The organism is Bacillus suaedaesalsae (genome assembly GCF_016890225.1).
Lineage (GTDB): Bacteria > Bacillota > Bacilli > Bacillales > SA4 > Bacillus_BS > Bacillus_BS suaedaesalsae.
The window spans coordinates 58,746-78,089 of sequence record NZ_JAFELM010000022.1 but is presented as its reverse complement, the minus strand read 5'-3'; the positions used below and the strand labels follow the sequence as shown (position 1 = coordinate 78,089).

Below are 19,344 nucleotides of genomic sequence, written 5' to 3'. Positions count from 1 at the left end.
AATTAGTTAAAACATTAATATATTTAACACAGCCTAAAACTTAAAAAAATAGAGCTTTCAGCAAATATGCCTAGTCGCTCACTAGTTTCTAGTTTTTAATAAATCTTTAAGCTCATCAATAAATACATTTATATCTTTAAATTGTCTATAAACCGAAGCGAATCTTACATAAGCGACATCATCAACAACCGCTAATCGATCCATCACCATTTCACCAACGATATCACTATTTATTTCGGAAACTCCTTGATTTCGAAGCTCTACTTCTACTTCATGAGTAATATCCTCTAGTACCTTTAAAGGAACTGGTCTTTTTTCACATGCCTTTATTAGCCCGCGTAAAATCTTATCACGACTAAACTCTTCCCTCGTTCCTTCCTTCTTAACAACAATTAAAGGGATTTCCTCAACTTTTTCGAAGGTCGTAAAGCGATATTGACATTCTTCACATTCTCTACGTCGTCTAATCGATCTTCCGTCGTCAACAGGGCGTGAATCAAGTACTCGAGTACCGTTATGGTGGCAGCTTGGACATTTCATTCTATCAACTCCAAAGCATTTATCAAAAAACCTAAAATGATAATATTTACATGTTTCTTTATATTAATCTTATTGCAAATTCCGACATTAGACAAGTATTTTCATACTTATGTTTTACCTTAACGGTGAAAGCTTTTCATTTATCATATTATAGAGTTTCTTCACAATTACCTTTGTATAGCCTAAACTTAGTAACCCTTCGTAAGTAACCGAGAAATCAACTGCAGTTTCGTATGGTCTCACAGAAATAATGGAAACGACAATAAACGCCTTCTTAGGAGAAGTCATTTCTACACTTAATTCACCATGTTCCTTTGAAACTGATGTCACTTTAATACCTGGTTCACTCGATAATAATTCATCAATCATCTTAATTGCGTTACTGTTAGTTACTTTATAATAACGTGTTCTTAACGAGGGATCTTCGTGTTTTTCTCCAGTTTCACAATGATTTGAGAAAAATTGACCAATTGAACGAATAGCTCCCATTGTCCGTACCCACTTTCTAAATAATAGTATGTATGTCCATTAAACACTAAAAAACATAGAATGTAAAAAAAGAGGTGTGATTACACCTCTTTTCTAGTTTCATATTATAAAGCTTTAACTTTAGCCTGTTTTACCTGAACCGGACCCATTCCACGAGGAATTTCGATGTTCTCACGAGTTTGTGCACCTAATGCTTCAGAAATATAATCAGCCGCAATGTTAGGATCAAGATCACCACAAGTATAAACATCGATACTTGCATAACCATGTTCTGGGAAGCTGTGGATAGTTAAATGTGATTCTGAGATAATGACTACCCCGCTTACACCTTGAGGAGCAAATTTGTGGAATGCTACCTCACGAATTTCAGCACCAGATTTTAAAGCTGCGTTTACAAATGTTTCTTCAATAAAGTTCATGTCGTTAAGTTTTTCAAAGTCACAACCCCATAGTTCTGAGATTACATGACGACCCATTGTTTCCATAATAGTACTTCCCCCTTTAACAATTTTAGGTGTTCATGAATTTCTTTCGCTTAAAGGCAAGTTTACTACCACGGGGGAAAGTTAGTCCAAAGAGGTCCTAACCCTTTAAGTAGCCTCTTAACCGAAGCTTTAGTTAAGAAGTTCACGAAAAATAGTATACTTTGTTTGATTCAATATTGCAACACATCATTGGAAAATTTTTTTATTATATTTCGTCTATTTTCCTTGAAGGCATTTTATCAAACAAGGTATCTTGTTAAAGGAAGCCACCTTTTTAGCTCAAATGGCTAGCATCCCTTACTTTTTCCTAATGTCTTAAAAATATCCGATTGCTATTGATGATATTGCCCACTCATCTAGTAGTGGCAAATGTACTGGAGAGTATCTAATTAAACATTTGAAAATGCTAAAAAGACCTTACGAATGTGTTCCATTCGTAAGGCCGTTAATGATTTTTCTATGTGCGTTATTTATTATATTGCAGAAACCTCTTTTGTCTTTGTTAACTGCTCAGAAACAATTTTCGTTAAATCTACAACGCGTGTTGAATAACCCCATTCATTGTCATACCAAGCAAGTACTTTAACTTTTCGATCTCCCATAACCATTGTAGATAAACCATCAATGATAGCAGAGCGTGAATCTGTATTAAAGTCGATAGAAACAAGTGGTTCCGTTGTAAAACCAAGGATACCTTTTAATGATCCTTCTGAAGCAGAAACAAACGCACTATTAATATCATCTACTGTTACATCTCTCTTTAAATCAACGACTAAATCTACAAGTGAAACGTTTGGTGTTGGAACGCGTAATGCCATTCCGTGTAATTTCCCTTGTAAGCTGGGTAACACTTTCGCAAGCGCTTTTGCAGCACCAGTTGTTGTAGGAATAATAGATGATGCACATGCTCTCGCACGACGTAGATCTTTATGTGGATTATCAATGTTCTTTTGGTCATTTGTAAATGAGTGAACAGTTGTCATTAATCCATTTTCAATTCCAAATTGCTCGTCTAACACCTTTACAACAGGTGCTAAGCAATTTGTTGTACAAGAAGCATTTGATATTACAATATGATTTTCAATATCTAATGTATTGTCATTTACACCGACAACAATTGTTACGTCCTCTTCTTTACCAGGTGCTGTTAAAATTACACGTTTAGCCCCTGCCTCAACATGAAGCATTGCCTTGTCTTTAGAATTGAACTTACCAGTTGCTTCGATTACGATATCTATATTTAATTCCTTCCAAGGAAGCTCAAGCGGATCTCTAGAGCTCAATAACTGCACTCTTTTTCCGTTAACAATGAGAGCATTATCAGCAGCAATTACTTCCCCATCAAATTTACCATGAATTGTATCATACTTAATTAAATGTGCTAATGTCTCAGCTGGATAACTTGCATTAATTGCAACAATCTCTAATTTGTCCTCTTGGATTGCATTTCTAAATACCATTCTCCCAATTCGGCCAAACCCATTGATTGCTATTCTACCTCTCATGTCGTTGTCTCCTCCATATATGTTATACTTTTTATTCCTTACCCTGCTATTAGTATAACATAAAACGTTTTCATTGTGATGGTATTTTTTTATTTTGTACATATTATTTGTAAAATTGGTTATTATACATAGTTTGATAACATATTTGATGTATATATAGATGTGTTGTTATCGTTCTTAAGATGTTTGCGCAAGTCCATGTGCCACCACCTACACTATTCTCACCCCATTTACTTCATTCAAAAATGCGGTTGACAACACAATCAATATAAAAAAGACCTGCAATTAGCAAGTCTCATAATTCAGTTATACGAGTTCCCATTTAGTTAAAACTTGAAGTAACTGCTCTTTTGTTTCTTTAATTGTACCATTATTATTAATAACTTCATCCGACCGATTTATCTTGTCAGCGAGTGGCAATTGCGAATGAATTCTAGCAAGAGCTTCTTCTTTTGAAAGCTGATTACGATTCATTAAACGCTGTAATTGAGTGTCAGGATCAACGTAAACAAGTAATGTTTTATCAACCATATATGTTAATTGGCTTTCAAATAATAGCGGTATATCTAATACGACTGCATTATTCTCTGACAAGTAGGTTTCCTTAAGTTCAATCATTCGTTTTCTTACTGCGGGGTGTACAATGCTGTTTAGTGTTTTTCTCATTTCTTCACTATTAAAAACAATAGCTCCAAGCTTGGCACGATCAATTGAACCGTCCTGCCTAATTATTTCATCTCCAAACGCGTCCACTATAGAATGATAAGCTTCTTCTCCTACCTCTACAACTTCACGGGCAATTACATCTGCATCAATAATTGGAAACTCAAGCTCACGTAGCATCGATGAAACCGTGCTCTTTCCACTTGCAATTCCACCTGTTAGTCCAATTGTCACCTTCATTTTTTTCCTCCGCTATAATTTCCATATACCTAGCATGATGAGTAAGAAACCTGGTAGAAAGGCAAATTTCTGTACCCATTTCAATTTCGATAAACCTCTGCCGCACTTTAACCCGCCAAATAAGAAAATCGAACTAATAGCAGCCACTAATATTGCCATTACAATTGGAGAATAACCTAATAATGCAGCTCCAATTCCTGCACCAAACGCATCTAATGATAAGGCAAAACCGAGTAAGAAAGCTTCTATTCCTGTAATTGCTCCTGATTTATCGATGTCGGCATCCATTGGTTTTCTTAGAATGTGAATGACAACACCCAGTGATTTGATCTCAAGTTTAATGAGTAACGGATCAGCATTTGATTCGGCTTGATCTTTTTCGGGACGAAAAAATTGATATAATACCCAGGCCCCAATTCCAACAAGAACGATGCCTCCAATTTTTTCTGCCCATTCAGGTGAAAGAAACACTGAGATGATATTTCCTACTCCCATTGCTACCATTAACGTGAAGGCAGAACAAATGGCTATGACGATAATAGAACGAATGGGTAAATTCATTTTCCGTAGTCCGTAAGTAAAACCAACACTAAAACTATCCAAGCTAACAGCAAATGCAAGCAGGATGAGAGATACTGATAGAACCATGATCAAGCTCCTTCCATATTCAAGCTATGGTAGTATATGAAAAGAGCCCATCCATTGTTATTTCAAAACCTACATTTATTTCTCAACATGTCACTTCTTTTTTTGACACTTCGGACAAATGTGCGTTCCTCTTCCTCCGACTACTAGCTTTTGAATCTCTGTTCCACATCTCTTGCACGGTTCACCTTTTCTACTATATACGTACAATTCCAACTGAAACATGCCAATTTCACCTTGTGTGTTCACATACGAACGAATTGTACTTCCTCCTTTATCAACTGCTTCTTTGAGGGTTGCTACTATTTCTTCGTGTAATCGTTCAATTTCCTTCTTTTTTAACGAGCTAGCTTCTCTTTCAGGATGAATACCGGCTCGAAATAATGCTTCATCTACATAAATGTTCCCTAATCCAACAACCGTTACTTGATCAAGAAGTGCCACTTTAATTTTTCGGTTAGTTTTCTTTAGTTTTTCAGCTAAATGACGAACTGTAAATTCCCTAGCAAACGGCTCTGGACCAAGCTGTGATAACGGTAATTCAATTTCTTCTTCACCAGGCTTAAATAAGTGCATCGTTCCAAATTTTCGAACATCACGGTAACGTAGCTGAGAACCATCAGTAAACGTAAATAACACATGTGTATGTTTATCATACGGTTCATTTTTTGGATATAAACCATAACGTCCCTCCATTCGAAGGTGAGAGACCAGTACATAATCCGTTAACTTAAACTTCAGAAATTTGCCACGCCTCTCGACATCTAAAATGGTTTGTCCAATAAGTGCATCAGCAAATTGTTCGATCGGTTCTGGCTTTTTAATAATCTTTGGCCATAGAACCTCAACATGTTTTATTGTTTTTCCTTTTAAAAGTTCTACTAATGTTCGTCTTACAGTTTCAACCTCTGGAAGTTCTGGCATAGTGTCACTTCCTTTCAGCAAGATTCATTTATATTACTTCGCATCATACCATGTTGAGCCATAAGCATAATCCACCTTTAATGGAACTTTTAACTCAAGCGTATTTTCCATTACTCGAGAAACAAGTTCTGTTAGCTTTTCAATCTCATTTTTAGGTGCTTCTAGAATTAGTTCATCATGCACTTGTAAGATTAATTTCGCTTCAAGGTTTTCATCTCTTAATGCGCCAGCTAAATCAATCATCGCTTTTTTAATGATATCTGCTGCGCTACCTTGAATTGGTGTATTCATCGCCGTTCTTTCTGCAAAGCTACGTAAATTGAAATTTCGATTTGTAATGTCAGGAATGTATCTGCGACGTTGCATTAACGTGCTAACATACCCTTTTTCTTTCGCTTCAATAATGATATCGCTCATATAATCTTGAACGCCTGGGAAGCTCTTTAAGTATTTATCAATAAAGGTCGCAGCATCCTTACGGGTGATACTAAGACTCTGCGAAAGCCCATAGTCACTAATTCCATATACAATTCCAAAGTTTACTGCCTTTGCTTGCCTACGCATATCTGAAGTGACCTCATTCGCTTCTACCCCAAAAACGTCCATTGCTGTCTGAGTATGAATATCAAAATCGTTCTTGAATGCATGAATTAGCTTTTCATCACCTGCAATGTGTGCAAGCACCCTAAGTTCAATTTGCGAGTAATCAGCTGCGAAAATAACCCAGTCTTTAGTCGATGGGACAAAAGCTTGTCTAATTTTCCTTCCTTCTTCTAAGCGAATCGGAATATTTTGTAGGTTTGGATCAATAGAACTCAATCTTCCTGTTTGTGCTAATGTCTGATTAAACCTCGTATGAACCTTACCAGTTTTTATATTTATCACCTTTAACAAGCCTTCGAGATAAGTCGAATTCAACTTTCCTAATTGACGATACGTTAAAATTGCTCGGATTATTTCGTGTTTCCCTTCAAGTTTTTCTAAAACATCAGCAGAAGTGGAATAACCTGTTTTCATCTTTTTTACAGGTGGCAAACTTAACTTCTCAAATAAGATAACCCCTAACTGTTTCGGTGAGTTAATGTTGAATGCCTCACCTGCAAGTTGATGAATTTCTCTTTCAAGCTCCGCAAGTCGACTTGAAAGCTCATTTTGCATATCTTCTAGTCGACTCTTATCCACTTTAACTCCTGTATATTCCATTTCAGCAAGTATAAACGACAAAGGTAACTCTAGTTCACGATATAACATTAATTGATCATTCGACTCTAATTCTTGTTCAAATGTATCTCTAAGAGCATGAATGGCTACTGCTTTTCGAACGAGATGCTCACTTAATTCCTTTTCTTCTGGAATACTTTTCTTCGCACCTTTTCCATACACAGTTTCATCAGATTGGACGTCGTGGTATCCCCTTTTTCTTGCTACTGCAGCTAGATCCACTGAAGGGTCAGATGGATTACAAATATAATCAGCAATCATTAAGTCAAAATCAATTCCCTTTAATTCAATGCCATGACCATGTAATGCGACAATTGCTTGCTTACCATCAAACAGTGCCTTTTTCATATTTTCATCTCGTGCCCATTGTTTAAACTCACTAGATTTTAATGCAATGTTTGTTGGAATAAAGTAATTACCTGTTTCGTTTGAAATAGCAATACCTAGTACTTCTGCATGGTGATAATGGTCACTAAAAGTCTCTACACTTAAACTTGAATCATTTGATAACACATCCGTATTTAACTCCTCAACAATTTCAAAGTGAAGCTCTGCAAGTTCTTTTGGTTGTTCCGTAACTTGTATATCCATCTTTTCAAGTAAAGAATGGAAATTGAGCTCCTTGAAAAGCTTAATAACAGCGTCTCTGTCAAAATTCTCGTATGTAATATCATCGACACTTACCGTGATTGGTGCATCACGCATAATCGTTGCGAGCTCTTTACTCATAATCGCTTGTTCTTTATTTTCCTCTAATTTTTCTTTTAATTTCCCGCTCACATCTTCAATATGTTCATATAAGTTCTCAACCGTTTCATACTCTTTTAGCAGCTTGATAGCTGTTTTTTCTCCAACACCAGGAACACCAGGAATATTATCTGAAGCATCCCCCATTAACCCTTTCATATCAATGATTTGGTTAGGCGAAATGCCAAGCTTTTCATTTAAAAATTGAGGAGTATACGAATCTACCTCAGTAATCCCTTTTCTTGTAATATCAACCGTTGTATGTTCAGAGACAAGCTGCAAGAGATCTTTATCTCCAGTAATAACCTTGATCTCTGCATTTGTCCCCTCTGCCAATTTCGAGATAGTTCCGATAATATCATCTGCTTCATAGTTTGGTAACTCGTATCGTTTTACTTGGAATGCATCTAATAGTTCTCGTAAAAAAGGCATCTGTTCTGATAGTTCTGGTGGAGTTTTTTGTCGTCCACCTTTATATTCTTTAAATGTACTATGTCTAAAGGTTGTCTTACCGGCATCAAAGGCAACTAACATATGCGTTGGCTTTTCTTCCTGTAAAATCCTCATTAAAATCATTGTAAAGCCATAGATTGCGTTCGTATGTATCCCTTTGTCATTGTTTAACAATGGTAAGGCAAAAAAAGCACGATAGGCTAAACTATTCCCATCTATTAATACTATTTTTTGAGTCATATCATCATCCTCCTCGTCGGGCTGCTTTCACATTTCTTAAAAAAAGCCATTTTCCCTATCTTATCATTTCTCATGATAGAAAGGAAAATGGCATGTTTATTCTAAATATCCACTCAGTATTTTTGCATACGGAGAATCTGATGGTATGACGATTACGGTCTCTCCATCGATTGTCTTTTTATAGGATTCTAGTGTGCGGTATAAATCATAAAACTCTTTATCTCTACTAAATGCATCATTGTAAATTCGGGCAGCTTGACCTTCTCCTTCTGCCTTGATTCCTTCTGCATCAGCTTTTGCTTTTGCTAGTAGTTCAGTTACTTCCTTGTCTGTTTTGGCAATCATTCTATTTTTCTCTGCATCGCCCATAGATAGATATTGCTGTGCCGTTGATTCGCGTTCAGAAATCATACGTGTATACACTGATTCTTCGTTCTCTGTAGGTAAGTCTGTACGTTTCATCCTTACATCTGTTACAACGATTCCGTAATTAGCATTATCTAATAACTCGTTTACACGTTCCGTTACTCGGTCATTCAAACTACCTCGTGATGACTTTTCATCATTAATGATCTCATCATAGTCTAATTGCCCTAATTCAGCACGAATGACAGAGAAAATAAATTCCCCCATCTTCGTTTCAGCATTCACGACACTACGTGCATTAGATATCATCTTTTTCGGATCTTCTATTTTCCAAACAGCATAATTATCAATTATCATACGCTTTTTATCTTTTGTATTAATCTCTTCTTTTTCTACATCGTACACCATTTGATATTTTGGAAGAGTTTCAACTGATTGTACAAAAGGAATTTTATAGGATAATCCGGGAGTAGAATCAATCCGAACAACCTCACCAAATTGTCTTACTACCTTATATTCACCCTCTCTAACAATAAATAGATTCGTAATGAGCATGATGAACAATAAAAGAATGAGTAAGAAGAAAATTCCTGCCTTTGAATACTTTCTCCAATCCACCTGCTTCTTCTCCTTTATATCGATTACGTTTGGATCAGTCATTCTTTTCACTTCCTTCCGTTTCAACCGCTGGAGGTGTTTGTTTTTCTAATGGACGGAGTGGGAAATACTTCATTGTATTTCCATCGTCATTCATAATATAAATTTCAGCATTTGGTAATACAGATTCTAATGTTTCTAAAATTAAACGCTTTCTAGTAATGTCGGGCGCTTTCACATACTCTGTATATAAAGCATTAAATTTTGATACATCCCCGCGTGCCTGTTCAACTCTTGCTGTTCTTTCACCCTCAGCCTTTGAGATTAGGGCATCCTTTTCACCTTCTGCCTCTTGGCTCCGCTTGTTAGAATATTTTTTCGCTTCATTTATTTTCGTATTCATTGTTTCACGGGCACTTGTTACATTCGTAAATGCTTTTCTAACCTCTGAATTTGGTAATTCTACGTCTTGTAGTTTTACAGTTGAAATAGAGATTCCAATATCATATTTATCGATTAATGATGCCAAGAGATCTCTTACTTCAGCCTCAATCTCTGCTTTCCCAGAAGTTAATGCATCATCAATTTTAGAGCTTCCGATTATACTTCTTAAAGAAGCAGATGTTGCATTGTACAAGATTACTTCAGGATCAATTGAGTTATATAGATACTTTGATGGTTCAGTTATTCTCCATTGAACTACCATATCAGCTAGTACTATATTCTCATCTCCAGTAATCATTTTAGTATCCTCTGGAAATTCCTTTAGCTCTCCACCCTTTTCTTCATAACCGAATTGTAAACTGAATGTTTCTTTTGATAATATTTCGACATCCTGTATTGGCCATGGTAACTTAAAATGTAAACCTGGTTCAATGACAGCTGTATCGACCTTCCCCAATGTTAAAATAACTGCTTGATCCGATTCATCGACCGTATACCAAGTCGTAAAGCCTAAAATTGCCAGGATAACAATTCCAACACCTAGCCCAGTATACGTAAATAAACGTTTTAAACTCATGCTGTTCCCCCTCTTTTTTTTAGCATACTACTATTACGTACATTTGCACACAAAGTTTCAGTTTTCTTAAAAATGATATATAGATTGTACAAAAAAACGAGAACAGTTTGTCCTCGTTACCAAAATGGTCTATAGATGAAGGGGTAATTCCTCTTCATCATACCCAAGTAAAATTAAGGTACTATATAGAAAGTGTAAAAACTTTGTAAATTAATTTCGTTTTTTCTTATTAAATTCAATTGTAAACGTGGTGCCAACGGACTGTTCACTCTCTACCATTATTGTTCCACCGTGCACATCAACAAGATGTTTTACAATTGCTAATCCTAAACCAGTACCACCAGAATTTCTAGTTCTTGCCTTATCCACTCGATAAAAACGTTCAAATATACGAGGGAGTTCTTCTTTTGCAATTCCAATCCCTGTGTCCAAAACTTGAACTTTTATCTTTTTTGAAAGCTCTTGAATCGCGATTGAAACAGTACCGCCAGATGGAGTATAAGCAATTCCATTGTTTATTAAATTGATAAAAATTTGTTTTAAACGATATAAATCACCATCTAACCAGTATTCGCCCTTTCCTTCTAGAACAAGCTGTACATTTTTCTCTGCTGCTTTTCCTTCTAGGAGAACCATAATTTCCTCGATTAATCCCCTTAACTCAACCCTTTTCCAATTAATCGCGTATCCTGGTTGTTCTATTTTTGATAAATCAAGAAGGTCTTGAATTAAGCTTTGCAATCGGTCACTTTCTGTTAAGATGATATTCAAAAAGTTTTCAAGTAAATTTTCATCCTTCATCGCCCCATCTAATAAGGTTTCTGAGAAACCTTTAATGGAAGTAATAGGTGTTTTTAATTCATGTGATACATTGGCAACAAAATCTTGTCTAATTTGCTCAAGTTTCTTTAAATCTGAGATGTCATGGAAAACTAGTAAAATACCTTTCCATTCATCATTTGCACTAATAATTGGAGAACCGTACACTTCAAAATGCTTTTGCGTGATACCGAATGATAAATGCAAGTGTTTTCTGATTTTAATCTCTGTCATAAAAATTTCTTCTAACATTGAAATTACTTCTCGATGTTCGATGACATCATAGTATGATCTATATAAATAATTTTGAGTATCAACCTTAAAAATATCCTTATACGTCCTATTAACAAGATTAATATAGCCCCTACTATCAATGAAAATTAATCCACTACCCATATTTTCGATGAGTGTAGTCAGTCTTGATTGCTGAATCTCTTGTGTTTTAACCATATCTTGAAGATTACGGGCTAGAATATTGATTGATTGACTCAGCATGCTCGTCTCTTTAGAATGGTTTTCATAGGTTCTAGCTTTATAATTTCCTTTTGCTAATTCGGTTGCTACAATTGTTGCAGACTCAATTGGCTTCATATAATAACGAGTTATTCTTGCTCCAAAAATAAGCATCACAATGAACGCTAAACCAATACTCGTAATTAGTACTGCCCATATTTGTTTATACGTTTTTTCATATGAGTCTACAGGTTGACTTAACAACAGATACCCTTCACTCTTCATAGGAACAACGTAGTAAAACCGATTTTTTTCGCTACCCTCAATATGGAGTGGTTTTTCACTAAGCTTTCCTTCGGTAAGACGACTTTTATATTCATTTATTAAGTAAGAGGGAGTGTCATCAAGATTCTCTTCTGAACTTAATAGAATTTCTCCATTCCCATCTACCATCGTCACTTTCGTTTTTAGCGAATTGGCTACATCTTTAATTTGTATATCTACTTCTTTTTCAATGATTTGTAATACTAAATTTGCCTCTTTTTCTAATCTTTCGTTATAAGTCACCGTATAAAATGCCTTAAAAATTTGTCCAATTAACCCCCCCATTCCAATCATGACAAAAAGTGTAAGCATAACGAGCCAAAATAGTAATCGAGATTGGAACTTACTCATTCATTTTAGGCTCCTCTAATTTATAACCTAATCCGCGGATTGTTTTGATATATGCTGGCTTTTTCGTGTTTTTCTCGATTTTTTCACGTAAGTGGCTAATATGTACATCCACAATTCGTGTGTCTCCTGCAAAATCATAATTCCATACCGCACTTAACAGTTGATCACGAGTTAACACACGGCCTTTATTCATCGCTAAGTACATTAGCAATTCAAACTCTTTAGGCGTTAGTTCTAATAATTCCCCTGCAAAAAATGCCTCGTAATTTTCTGGCTTAATAATTAAATCTAAGATATTGATTTGATTATCCTCTGAGTCTTTCAGTTGAATTTCATTTGTAAACTGCGTTCTTCTCAAAATCGCCTTCACTCTTGCAACCACTTCTCTTGGGCTAAAAGGCTTTGTCAAATAATCATCTGCCCCTAATTCTAATCCTAGTACTTTATCAAATTCATCATCCTTAGCTGTTAGCATTAAGATGGGTATCATCACTTTTTGCTGCCGGAGCTCTTTACAAACTTCAATTCCATCCATTTTAGGCAGCATTAGGTCAAGTACCATAATGTCAGGTTGTTCTGTTACTGCTAACTCTTTTCCAGCAAGACCGTCATTAGCTGTAATTACGTCAAATCCTGCCTGTTGTAAATTATATTGAAGCAAGGTAACAATTGATTGTTCATCATCTACAACGAGAACTTTTTTGTTCATCATTTCCCCAACCTTTGCATATTTTCTGACTTCATTATACTCTTCATCTTACTACTAAACAGGCAGTTTAACATAGTCTTTACATTTTCTTTATATTTTTTACATTAGTTAATGAGGTTGGCTTGTACCACTATTTGTTGGTATTAGCGTGCTTATTCGCTTTACCTCACTGGCAAAGGATGTACTGCCTTCTGCGTCCGGTACAGAACGTGTGCATAATTAGCAAAGACTATCTATTTAAAGAACCTACAAATGATAATAAGCGCTGAAATATACACTTACTATCTTGAATTTGCAGTTCAAAAAAAGAAAGCATCTCTGCTTTCTTGGTAATTAAAAATTATCGAGTGCTTTACCTGTCATCGTTTCAATTAAGTGTGGTGGCTCCACTTTTAACGTTCCATCTAGTACAACCTGATTTTCTTCATTTGTCGCCTTTACACTAAGCTCAATTTCATTTTTATCTTCCTTAACATCCGTAACTTCAAAGAAAAATTGAACTGTTGCGTAATGATATACAGGTAGATGAAATTTGATATGTTGTTCGACAATCGTGCTCCCTGGTCCAGGCATGTATTTCGATACTGATGCTGATAAAATGCCTGATAGCATGATTGTAGGAACAATCGGTTTTTTATAAGGTGTTTGTGATGCATAATCATGTTGGATAAACAAAGGATTCGGATCGTTCGTTAATCCTAAGTATAATAGTATGTCTTTATCTTCTATTTTCTCTGTTAAGGTTAGTTTCTCACCAACCGTAATTTCTTCAATTTTGCGTCCAAGTTTTCTTTTCTTTCCGAGTACCATAGTAAAGGCACCTCCATTCAATTATGTAGAGGGTTGTAATCGTTTACATTTCATCGTTAAAACAAAGCTAGCAAGCGCTAGCTTTACTGTGTTGTTTTATAATACCGCCATTACACCTTTTACAGATTCTACTGATTTATCCAGAGCCGCCTTTTCACTATCAAGCAAATCAAGTTCGATTACTTTCTCAATACCATTCCCACCGATAATTGTAGGCACTCCTAGGTATATATCATGGTATCCATATTCACCTTCTAAATATGCGATAGAAGGTAGTACACGTCTTTGATCTTTTAAAATGGCCTCAACCATTTCTACTAGAGCAGCAGCAGGTGCATAGTAAGCACTACCATTTCCTAATAGATTTACGATTTCTCCGCCACCTTTACGTGTACGCTCTACTATAGCATTAAGGCGTTCACTAGGGATTAAAGTTTCTAACGGAATTCCACCAGCATACGAATATCGAACTAATGGCACCATATCATCACCATGTCCACCAAGAACAAATCCAGTTATGTCCTTCACAGATAGATTCAATTCTTGAGCCACGAATGTCCGGAAACGAGCGGTGTCAAGCACACCTGATTGACCTATTACACGTGTCTTCGGAAAACCAGATTCTTTAAACACTGTGTATGTCATCGCATCAACAGGATTTGTTAAGACAATAATAATACATTCTGGAGAATGTTTAACAATTTCTTGAGTTACACTTTTCATGATCTTGGCATTTGTGCTAACTAAATCGTCACGGCTCATACCTGGCTTACGAGCAATCCCAGCTGTAATAACTACAACATCCGAGTTTGCAGTATCCATATAATCAGAAGTACCGACGATATTTGCATCAAAGCCTTGAACAGGACTTGCCTCTAACATATCAAGAGCTTTCCCTTTAGTTGGGTTTTCTAAATTTGGAATATCGACTAATACAATATCTCCAAGTTCCTTCTGAGCAGCCATTAATGCAGTAGTTGCGCCAGTAAAACCAGCACCGATTACAGAAATCTTTCTACGTTTAATCCCAGCCATTTCAAAACCCCCTCTTTTCTTGTTGTCAAGAGTGTAACTCACATTAGCACAAAAGGAAGTTAAGATTAACTTCCTTTTGCTTCGTTTTATATAATTATGCCATATTGTTAATTAATGCATCTCCGAATTCAGAACACTTAACTTCAGTTGCACCATCCATTAAACGTGCGAAGTCGTAAGTTACAACTTTAGATGCAATTGTCTTTTCAACTGAATCCATAACAAGCTTAGCAGCTTCATGCCAACCAAGGTGTTCTAACATTAATACTCCAGATAGAAGTACTGATGAAGGGTTAACCTTATCTAGACCCGCATACTTAGGTGCAGTACCATGAGTTGCTTCAAAGATTGCATGACCAGTTTCATAGTTAATATTTGCTCCAGGAGCGATTCCGATACCACCAACTTGAGCAGCTAGTGCGTCAGAAATGTAATCACCATTTAAGTTCATTGTTGCAACAACATCGAACTCACTTGGACGAGTTAGTATTTGTTGTAAGAAGATATCAGCGATAGAATCCTTGATGATAATCTTTCCAGCTGCTTCAGCATCAGCTTGTGCTTTGTTAGCAACATCTTTACCTTCAGCTTCTACGATACGGTCGTATTCTGCCCAAGTAAATACTTTATCTCCAAACTCTTGTTCAGCTAATTCATAACCCCAGTTCTTGAAAGCACCTTCAGTAAACTTCATGATGTTTCCTTTATGAACTAATGTTACAGACTTACGGCCTTCATTAATTGCATAATTAATTGCAGCGCGTACTAAACGCTTTGTTCCTTCTGCAGAAACTGGCTTAATACCGATACCAGAAGTTTCAGGGAAACGGATCTTGTTTACGCCCATTTCATTTTGAAGGAAGTTGATAAGCTTTTGAACTTCTTCTGAACCACTCTTATACTCGATACCAGCATAAATATCTTCAGTATTTTCACGGAAAATAACCATGTCTGTATCTTCAGGACGTTTTACAGGTGAAGGTACACCTTGGAAATAACGAACTGGACGTAAACATACGAAAAGGTCAAGCTCTTGACGTAATGCAACGTTTAAAGAACGAATCCCACCACCGATTGGTGTTGTAAGAGGACCTTTAATTGCGATTATGTATTCACGAATAACATCTAGCGTTTCGCTTGGTAACCACTCGCCTGTTTGATTGAATGCCTTTTCACCAGCTAATACTTCTTTCCAAACAATTGACTTTTCGCCATTGTAAGCTTTATCAACTGCTGCTTCTAATACTTTTGAAGCTGCTGCCCAAATATCCGGACCGATTCCGTCTCCTTCGATGTAAGGAATGATAGGATTATTTGGTACGTTAAGTGTTCCGTTAACAACTGTAATTTTTTCACCTTGTGTCATTGCTATTTACCCCCAAGTTAATATTAAGTATAACGGTTAGAAGACTTATTCACTTCTAACCAATTGTAAATTATAAATTAAGCTCTTTGCTCGATTGGTACATAAACTTGCTTATTTGGTCCTGTGTATTCAGCACGTGGACGGATAATACGGTTGTTCTTGTATTGCTCTAAGATATGTGCGATCCAACCAGATACACGACTTACAGCAAAAATTGGTGTGAACAGGTCATGGTCAATCCCTAAGCTATCATATACTGAAGCAGAATAGAAATCTACGTTTGCAGGAATACCTTTTGTAGAGGTTACGATTTCTTCAATTTTCACAGACATTTCATATAACTTTGGCTCACCAGTCATAGCCGTTAATTCTTTTGACATCTTTTTAAGATGTTTTGCACGCGGGTCACCATTTTGATATACACGATGTCCGAAGCCCATAATTTTTTCCTTATTAGCAAACTTATTTGCTAAGTATGACTCAACATTTGCTACATCGCCAATTTCAGAAAGCATCTTCATTACTTGCTCGTTCGCTCCACCATGTAATGGACCTTTTAATGCTCCGATAGCTGAAGTTACTCCAGAGTATACATCTGATAGTGTAGCTACACATACACGAGCAGTAAACGTTGAAGCATTTAACTCATGATCAGCATGTAGAACTAGAGCAGTGTTTAATGAATGAACGGCAACTGCATCCGGTTCATTACCAGTCAACATATAAAGGAAGTTCGCAGCAAGACCTAAGTCAGCTTTTGGAGCGACTGGCTCTAATCCTTTTCTAATTCTAGAGAATGCTGCAACGATTGCAGGAAGTTGAGCTTGCAGGCGGATTGCTTTGTTATAGTTCGCAGCCTCATCCATCACTTCTTGCTCTTCATCATATAATCCTAATAGGGATACAGCTGTACGAATTGCTCCCATTGGGTGAACTTTATCAATTGGATATGTCTTGAAGTGATCAAGAACTCCTTGTGGAAGAACTGAATTTTTAGCTAATTGTTTTGTCAGTTCATCTAACTCTGCTTGATTAGGTAGTTTACCATGCCATAATAAATAGATTACCTCTTCAAAACTAGCATGTTCAGCAAGGTCATCAATATTGTACCCTGCATACGTTAGAACATCATCAATAATAGAACTAATAGCAGAAGTTGTTGCTACAACTCCTTCAAGACCACGTGTTGCTGTCATTTTAACCTCTCCTTTTGCTAGAATATTTCCATCCCGTTAAAAACGTAAATGCTTACATTTTATAAAAAACAAAAAATCGTGATAAACTTATTCCTCGTGTTTATCATGACATATGTAAGAAGGATGAGTCATGTGCTAAGCATGTCTTGATTTCTCACTGCTTGCACCCATCTCCCATTATAAACAATTATCAGATTTTTGTGAATCGCTAGGAGGAAATTACTTCTCAAGAATATTATAACGCAAAAACAAATTTAATAATTAAATACAATAAAATAATTGCTAAAAAAGCTCCATAAATTTCATTGCAATATATGCAATGCCTGCTCCGATTAAAGGACCAACAGCAACACCATTAAATAGTGCAACGGATAATACCGTGCCAAATACCAACGCAACTGTAATATGAGGATCTTCCTTTAATAGTACTAATCCGCTTTTTGCTATTAAGGCAACAGCAACACCTGAAGCAATCGCAACCCATGCGTACGCTGATTTTAGTGCCTCTCCTAATTGCTTAAAGCCGATCTCACCTGTTGCAATCGGAACCAGGACGGCTATTGTTATAACTGTAACACCCCAGTTAATTCCCTTCGTCTGGATATGAGGAAATACTTTATCCCCAAGTCCTATTATTTTAATAACAAATAAAAAACCGACAGCAATTAATAGAGACTGATTTTTCGCAAGAAGACCGATTAAGAATAAAATTGCAAGAAAGAAAACCGGCTGTGAAAGCACTGATGTCACCTTCCTTTTCCTTTAGCAGAGTGGGAAGCATACTTATGTTAGCACAATTTTTTTTTACTCAACAAGCAATGTGCCTATAAACGATAAAGTTTCCCCTTTATTTCATTGCCTCTTCAATGTAAAATATTACTAAAGATGCTTGTTCAAAGTCTTGTTTGAACTTCCTCTTTAATAGGGATGGCTTCATTACTGATGCTTTGCAGAGACATTTGTAAATACAGCATAAGCATAGCTATTACCCAAGCTAGAGAGAAAAGGAGGATTCTGATTGAATTTAGGTTTAGTACATCAAATATTAAGATCTCTTTTGGTGATTGCAATTGTTATCTTGGGATTTCTTGCTTTTTATCATGTATCCACTGTTACATACCCGTTTATTATTGCCTTAATCATCGCTTATATGATTAACCCGCTTGTAACACTTTTTGAAAAGAAAGCAAAGATACCTAGATATTTGTCAGTCTTTCTAGTTATTATTCTTGTTTTCGCTGTTTTTGCAGGACTGTTAACTCTATTAATCGCAGAGATAATTAGCGGCTCCAACTATCTTGCTGCAAATGTTCCTCAACATTTTGAAAAGCTAGTTGAATACTTAGAACAATTTTTCGCTGGACAGATTATTCCGTTTTATAATCAACTAGCGAACACATTTGAAAACTTAGATCCAGGTCAGAAAGAAACGATCAGCACAAATATTGAAAGCTTTGCCGCTAACATTATTAGTTCTGGTAAAGATGTACTCGAAAACATTTTAACGAGTATTCCAGCAGCTGTTGGCTGGATTCCAAATTTCGCGACTGTCATCATTTTCGTCTTATTAGCAACCTTCTTTATCAGTAAAGACTGGGACAGCTTAAGAAGACGCTTTGCCTCCCTTCTTCCAAGGAAAGCAAAAGAAAGTGGAAGAACTGTATTTACTGACTTAAGGAAAGCATTATTCGGATTTATTAAAGCACAAGCAACATTAATTTCAATCACAACAGTTATCGTATTAATAGGTTTACTGTTTTTACGAGTAGAATATGCCATTACGATTGCACTCATCATTGGGATTGTCGATATACTTCCATACTTAGGAACGGGACTTATCTTCGTCCCATGGATTATCTATTCATTTTTTACAGGTGACATCGCTTTTACGATTGGATTATCAGTATTATATGTTATCGTTATCGTTCAAAGACAAATCATGGAACCGAAAATATTATCATCTAGTATCGGATTAGACCCGCTTGCAACACTGGTTGCTCTATTTGTTGGGTACAAGCTATTTGGGTTCCTGGGATTAATTATCGGCCCAGTTGTGTTAGTAATCGGTAAAACCTTACATAGCGCAAATGTATTTAAAGATATTTGGAATTATATAATTGGAAAAAAAGTTGTTTAAGGAGTCTC

Annotated in this window: 18 protein-coding genes; 1 reads left to right on the top strand and 17 read right to left on the bottom strand. The window is 36.2% G+C overall.

Annotated features, from left to right (window positions below; genetic code table 11):
- Positions 1-81: 81 nt before the first annotated feature.
- The 17 genes from nrdR to JR050_RS07340 all read right to left on the bottom strand — a co-directional run bounded on the left by nrdR (position 82) and on the right by JR050_RS07340 (position 17,940).
- Positions 82-540, bottom strand: coding sequence for a transcriptional regulator NrdR (nrdR, locus tag JR050_RS07420; RefSeq protein ID WP_204202882.1), 459 nt, complete (start codon positions 538-540; stop codon positions 82-84).
- Between the two features lie 114 nt (positions 541-654).
- Complete coding sequence (locus JR050_RS07415) at positions 655-1,029, bottom strand: cytosolic protein (protein WP_204202881.1); 375 nt, start codon at positions 1,027-1,029, stop codon at positions 655-657.
- A 104-nt stretch (positions 1,030-1,133) separates the two neighbouring features.
- Positions 1,134-1,514: an adenosylmethionine decarboxylase gene (gene speD / locus JR050_RS07410; RefSeq protein WP_149218194.1), complete on the bottom strand. Its 381-nt coding sequence runs from the start codon at positions 1,512-1,514 to the stop codon at positions 1,134-1,136.
- A 473-nt stretch (positions 1,515-1,987) separates the two neighbouring features.
- A complete protein-coding gene (locus tag JR050_RS07405) occupies positions 1,988-3,019 on the bottom strand; it encodes a glyceraldehyde-3-phosphate dehydrogenase (protein ID WP_204202880.1) in 1,032 nt (343 codons plus the stop codon).
- 306 nt (positions 3,020-3,325) lie between these two features.
- Positions 3,326-3,922, bottom strand: a complete 597-nt coding sequence (gene coaE, locus JR050_RS07400) for a dephospho-CoA kinase (protein WP_204202879.1) — start codon at positions 3,920-3,922, stop codon at positions 3,326-3,328.
- Positions 3,923-3,934: 12 nt separating this feature from the next.
- On the bottom strand, positions 3,935-4,570 hold the full coding sequence (gene ytaF / locus JR050_RS07395; protein ID WP_204202878.1) for a sporulation membrane protein YtaF: 636 nt from the start codon (positions 4,568-4,570) through the stop codon (positions 3,935-3,937).
- Between the two features lie 90 nt (positions 4,571-4,660).
- Positions 4,661-5,491, bottom strand: a complete 831-nt coding sequence (mutM, locus tag JR050_RS07390) for a DNA-formamidopyrimidine glycosylase (RefSeq protein WP_204202877.1) — start codon at positions 5,489-5,491, stop codon at positions 4,661-4,663.
- A 33-nt stretch (positions 5,492-5,524) separates the two neighbouring features.
- A complete protein-coding gene (polA, locus tag JR050_RS07385) occupies positions 5,525-8,152 on the bottom strand; it encodes a DNA polymerase I (RefSeq protein WP_204202876.1) in 2,628 nt (875 codons plus the stop codon).
- Positions 8,153-8,248: 96 nt separating this feature from the next.
- Positions 8,249-9,178, bottom strand: coding sequence for a protease modulator HflC (gene hflC / locus JR050_RS07380; protein ID WP_204202875.1), 930 nt, complete (start codon positions 9,176-9,178; stop codon positions 8,249-8,251).
- Positions 9,171-10,136 (bottom strand): FtsH protease activity modulator HflK, encoded by a 966-nt coding sequence (gene hflK / locus JR050_RS07375; RefSeq protein WP_204202874.1) that lies wholly within the window; start codon positions 10,134-10,136, stop codon positions 9,171-9,173. The genes hflC and hflK overlap by 8 nt, the downstream gene beginning before the upstream one ends.
- Before the next feature lie 210 nt (positions 10,137-10,346).
- Positions 10,347-12,083, bottom strand: a complete 1,737-nt coding sequence (pnpS, locus tag JR050_RS07370) for a two-component system histidine kinase PnpS (RefSeq protein ID WP_204202873.1) — start codon at positions 12,081-12,083, stop codon at positions 10,347-10,349.
- Complete coding sequence (locus JR050_RS07365; protein ID WP_204202915.1) at positions 12,076-12,792, bottom strand: response regulator transcription factor; 717 nt, start codon at positions 12,790-12,792, stop codon at positions 12,076-12,078. Before JR050_RS07365 ends, pnpS begins: the two co-directional genes overlap by 8 nt.
- Positions 12,793-13,125: 333 nt before the next feature.
- On the bottom strand, positions 13,126-13,602 hold the full coding sequence (locus JR050_RS07360) for a MaoC family dehydratase (RefSeq protein WP_204202872.1): 477 nt from the start codon (positions 13,600-13,602) through the stop codon (positions 13,126-13,128).
- A 96-nt stretch (positions 13,603-13,698) separates the two neighbouring features.
- On the bottom strand, positions 13,699-14,637 hold the full coding sequence (mdh, locus tag JR050_RS07355) for a malate dehydrogenase (RefSeq protein WP_204202871.1): 939 nt from the start codon (positions 14,635-14,637) through the stop codon (positions 13,699-13,701).
- Between the two features lie 94 nt (positions 14,638-14,731).
- Positions 14,732-16,003, bottom strand: a complete 1,272-nt coding sequence (icd, locus tag JR050_RS07350) for an NADP-dependent isocitrate dehydrogenase (RefSeq protein ID WP_204202870.1) — start codon at positions 16,001-16,003, stop codon at positions 14,732-14,734.
- A 77-nt stretch (positions 16,004-16,080) separates the two neighbouring features.
- Positions 16,081-17,199, bottom strand: coding sequence for a citrate synthase (gene citZ, locus JR050_RS07345; RefSeq protein ID WP_204202869.1), 1,119 nt, complete (start codon positions 17,197-17,199; stop codon positions 16,081-16,083).
- Positions 17,200-17,481: 282 nt separating this feature from the next.
- Complete coding sequence (locus JR050_RS07340; RefSeq protein ID WP_204202914.1) at positions 17,482-17,940, bottom strand: DUF441 domain-containing protein; 459 nt, start codon at positions 17,938-17,940, stop codon at positions 17,482-17,484.
- Positions 17,941-18,217: 277 nt separating this feature from the next.
- Here JR050_RS07340 and ytvI point away from each other — a divergent pair, with 277 nt between their 5' ends.
- Positions 18,218-19,336, top strand: coding sequence for a sporulation integral membrane protein YtvI (gene ytvI, locus JR050_RS07335; RefSeq protein ID WP_204202868.1), 1,119 nt, complete (start codon positions 18,218-18,220; stop codon positions 19,334-19,336).
- Positions 19,337-19,344 lie beyond the last annotated feature (8 nt).

Excerpts from the sequence above, each read along its gene's own strand:
- nrdR (WP_204202882.1), bottom strand. The coding sequence starts at position 540 with ATGAAATGTCCAAGCTGCCACCATAACGGTACTCGAGTACTTGATTCA.
- JR050_RS07415 (WP_204202881.1), bottom strand. The coding sequence starts at position 1,029 with ATGGGAGCTATTCGTTCAATTGGTCAATTTTTCTCAAATCATTGTGAA.
- speD (WP_149218194.1), bottom strand. The coding sequence starts at position 1,514 with ATGGAAACAATGGGTCGTCATGTAATCTCAGAACTATGGGGTTGTGAC.
- JR050_RS07405 (WP_204202880.1), bottom strand. The coding sequence starts at position 3,019 with ATGAGAGGTAGAATAGCAATCAATGGGTTTGGCCGAATTGGGAGAATG.
- coaE (WP_204202879.1), bottom strand. The coding sequence starts at position 3,922 with ATGAAGGTGACAATTGGACTAACAGGTGGAATTGCAAGTGGAAAGAGC.
- ytaF (WP_204202878.1), bottom strand. The coding sequence starts at position 4,570 with ATGGTTCTATCAGTATCTCTCATCCTGCTTGCATTTGCTGTTAGCTTG.
- mutM (WP_204202877.1), bottom strand. The coding sequence starts at position 5,491 with ATGCCAGAACTTCCAGAGGTTGAAACTGTAAGACGAACATTAGTAGAA.
- polA (WP_204202876.1), bottom strand. The coding sequence starts at position 8,152 with ATGACTCAAAAAATAGTATTAATAGATGGGAATAGTTTAGCCTATCGT.
- hflC (WP_204202875.1), bottom strand. The coding sequence starts at position 9,178 with ATGACTGATCCAAACGTAATCGATATAAAGGAGAAGAAGCAGGTGGAT.
- hflK (WP_204202874.1), bottom strand. The coding sequence starts at position 10,136 with ATGAGTTTAAAACGTTTATTTACGTATACTGGGCTAGGTGTTGGAATT.
- pnpS (WP_204202873.1), bottom strand. The coding sequence starts at position 12,083 with ATGAGTAAGTTCCAATCTCGATTACTATTTTGGCTCGTTATGCTTACA.
- JR050_RS07365 (WP_204202915.1), bottom strand. The coding sequence starts at position 12,792 with ATGAACAAAAAAGTTCTCGTTGTAGATGATGAACAATCAATTGTTACC.
- JR050_RS07360 (WP_204202872.1), bottom strand. The coding sequence starts at position 13,602 with ATGGTACTCGGAAAGAAAAGAAAACTTGGACGCAAAATTGAAGAAATT.
- mdh (WP_204202871.1), bottom strand. The coding sequence starts at position 14,637 with ATGGCTGGGATTAAACGTAGAAAGATTTCTGTAATCGGTGCTGGTTTT.
- icd (WP_204202870.1), bottom strand. The coding sequence starts at position 16,003 with ATGACACAAGGTGAAAAAATTACAGTTGTTAACGGAACACTTAACGTA.
- citZ (WP_204202869.1), bottom strand. The coding sequence starts at position 17,199 with ATGACAGCAACACGTGGTCTTGAAGGAGTTGTAGCAACAACTTCTGCT.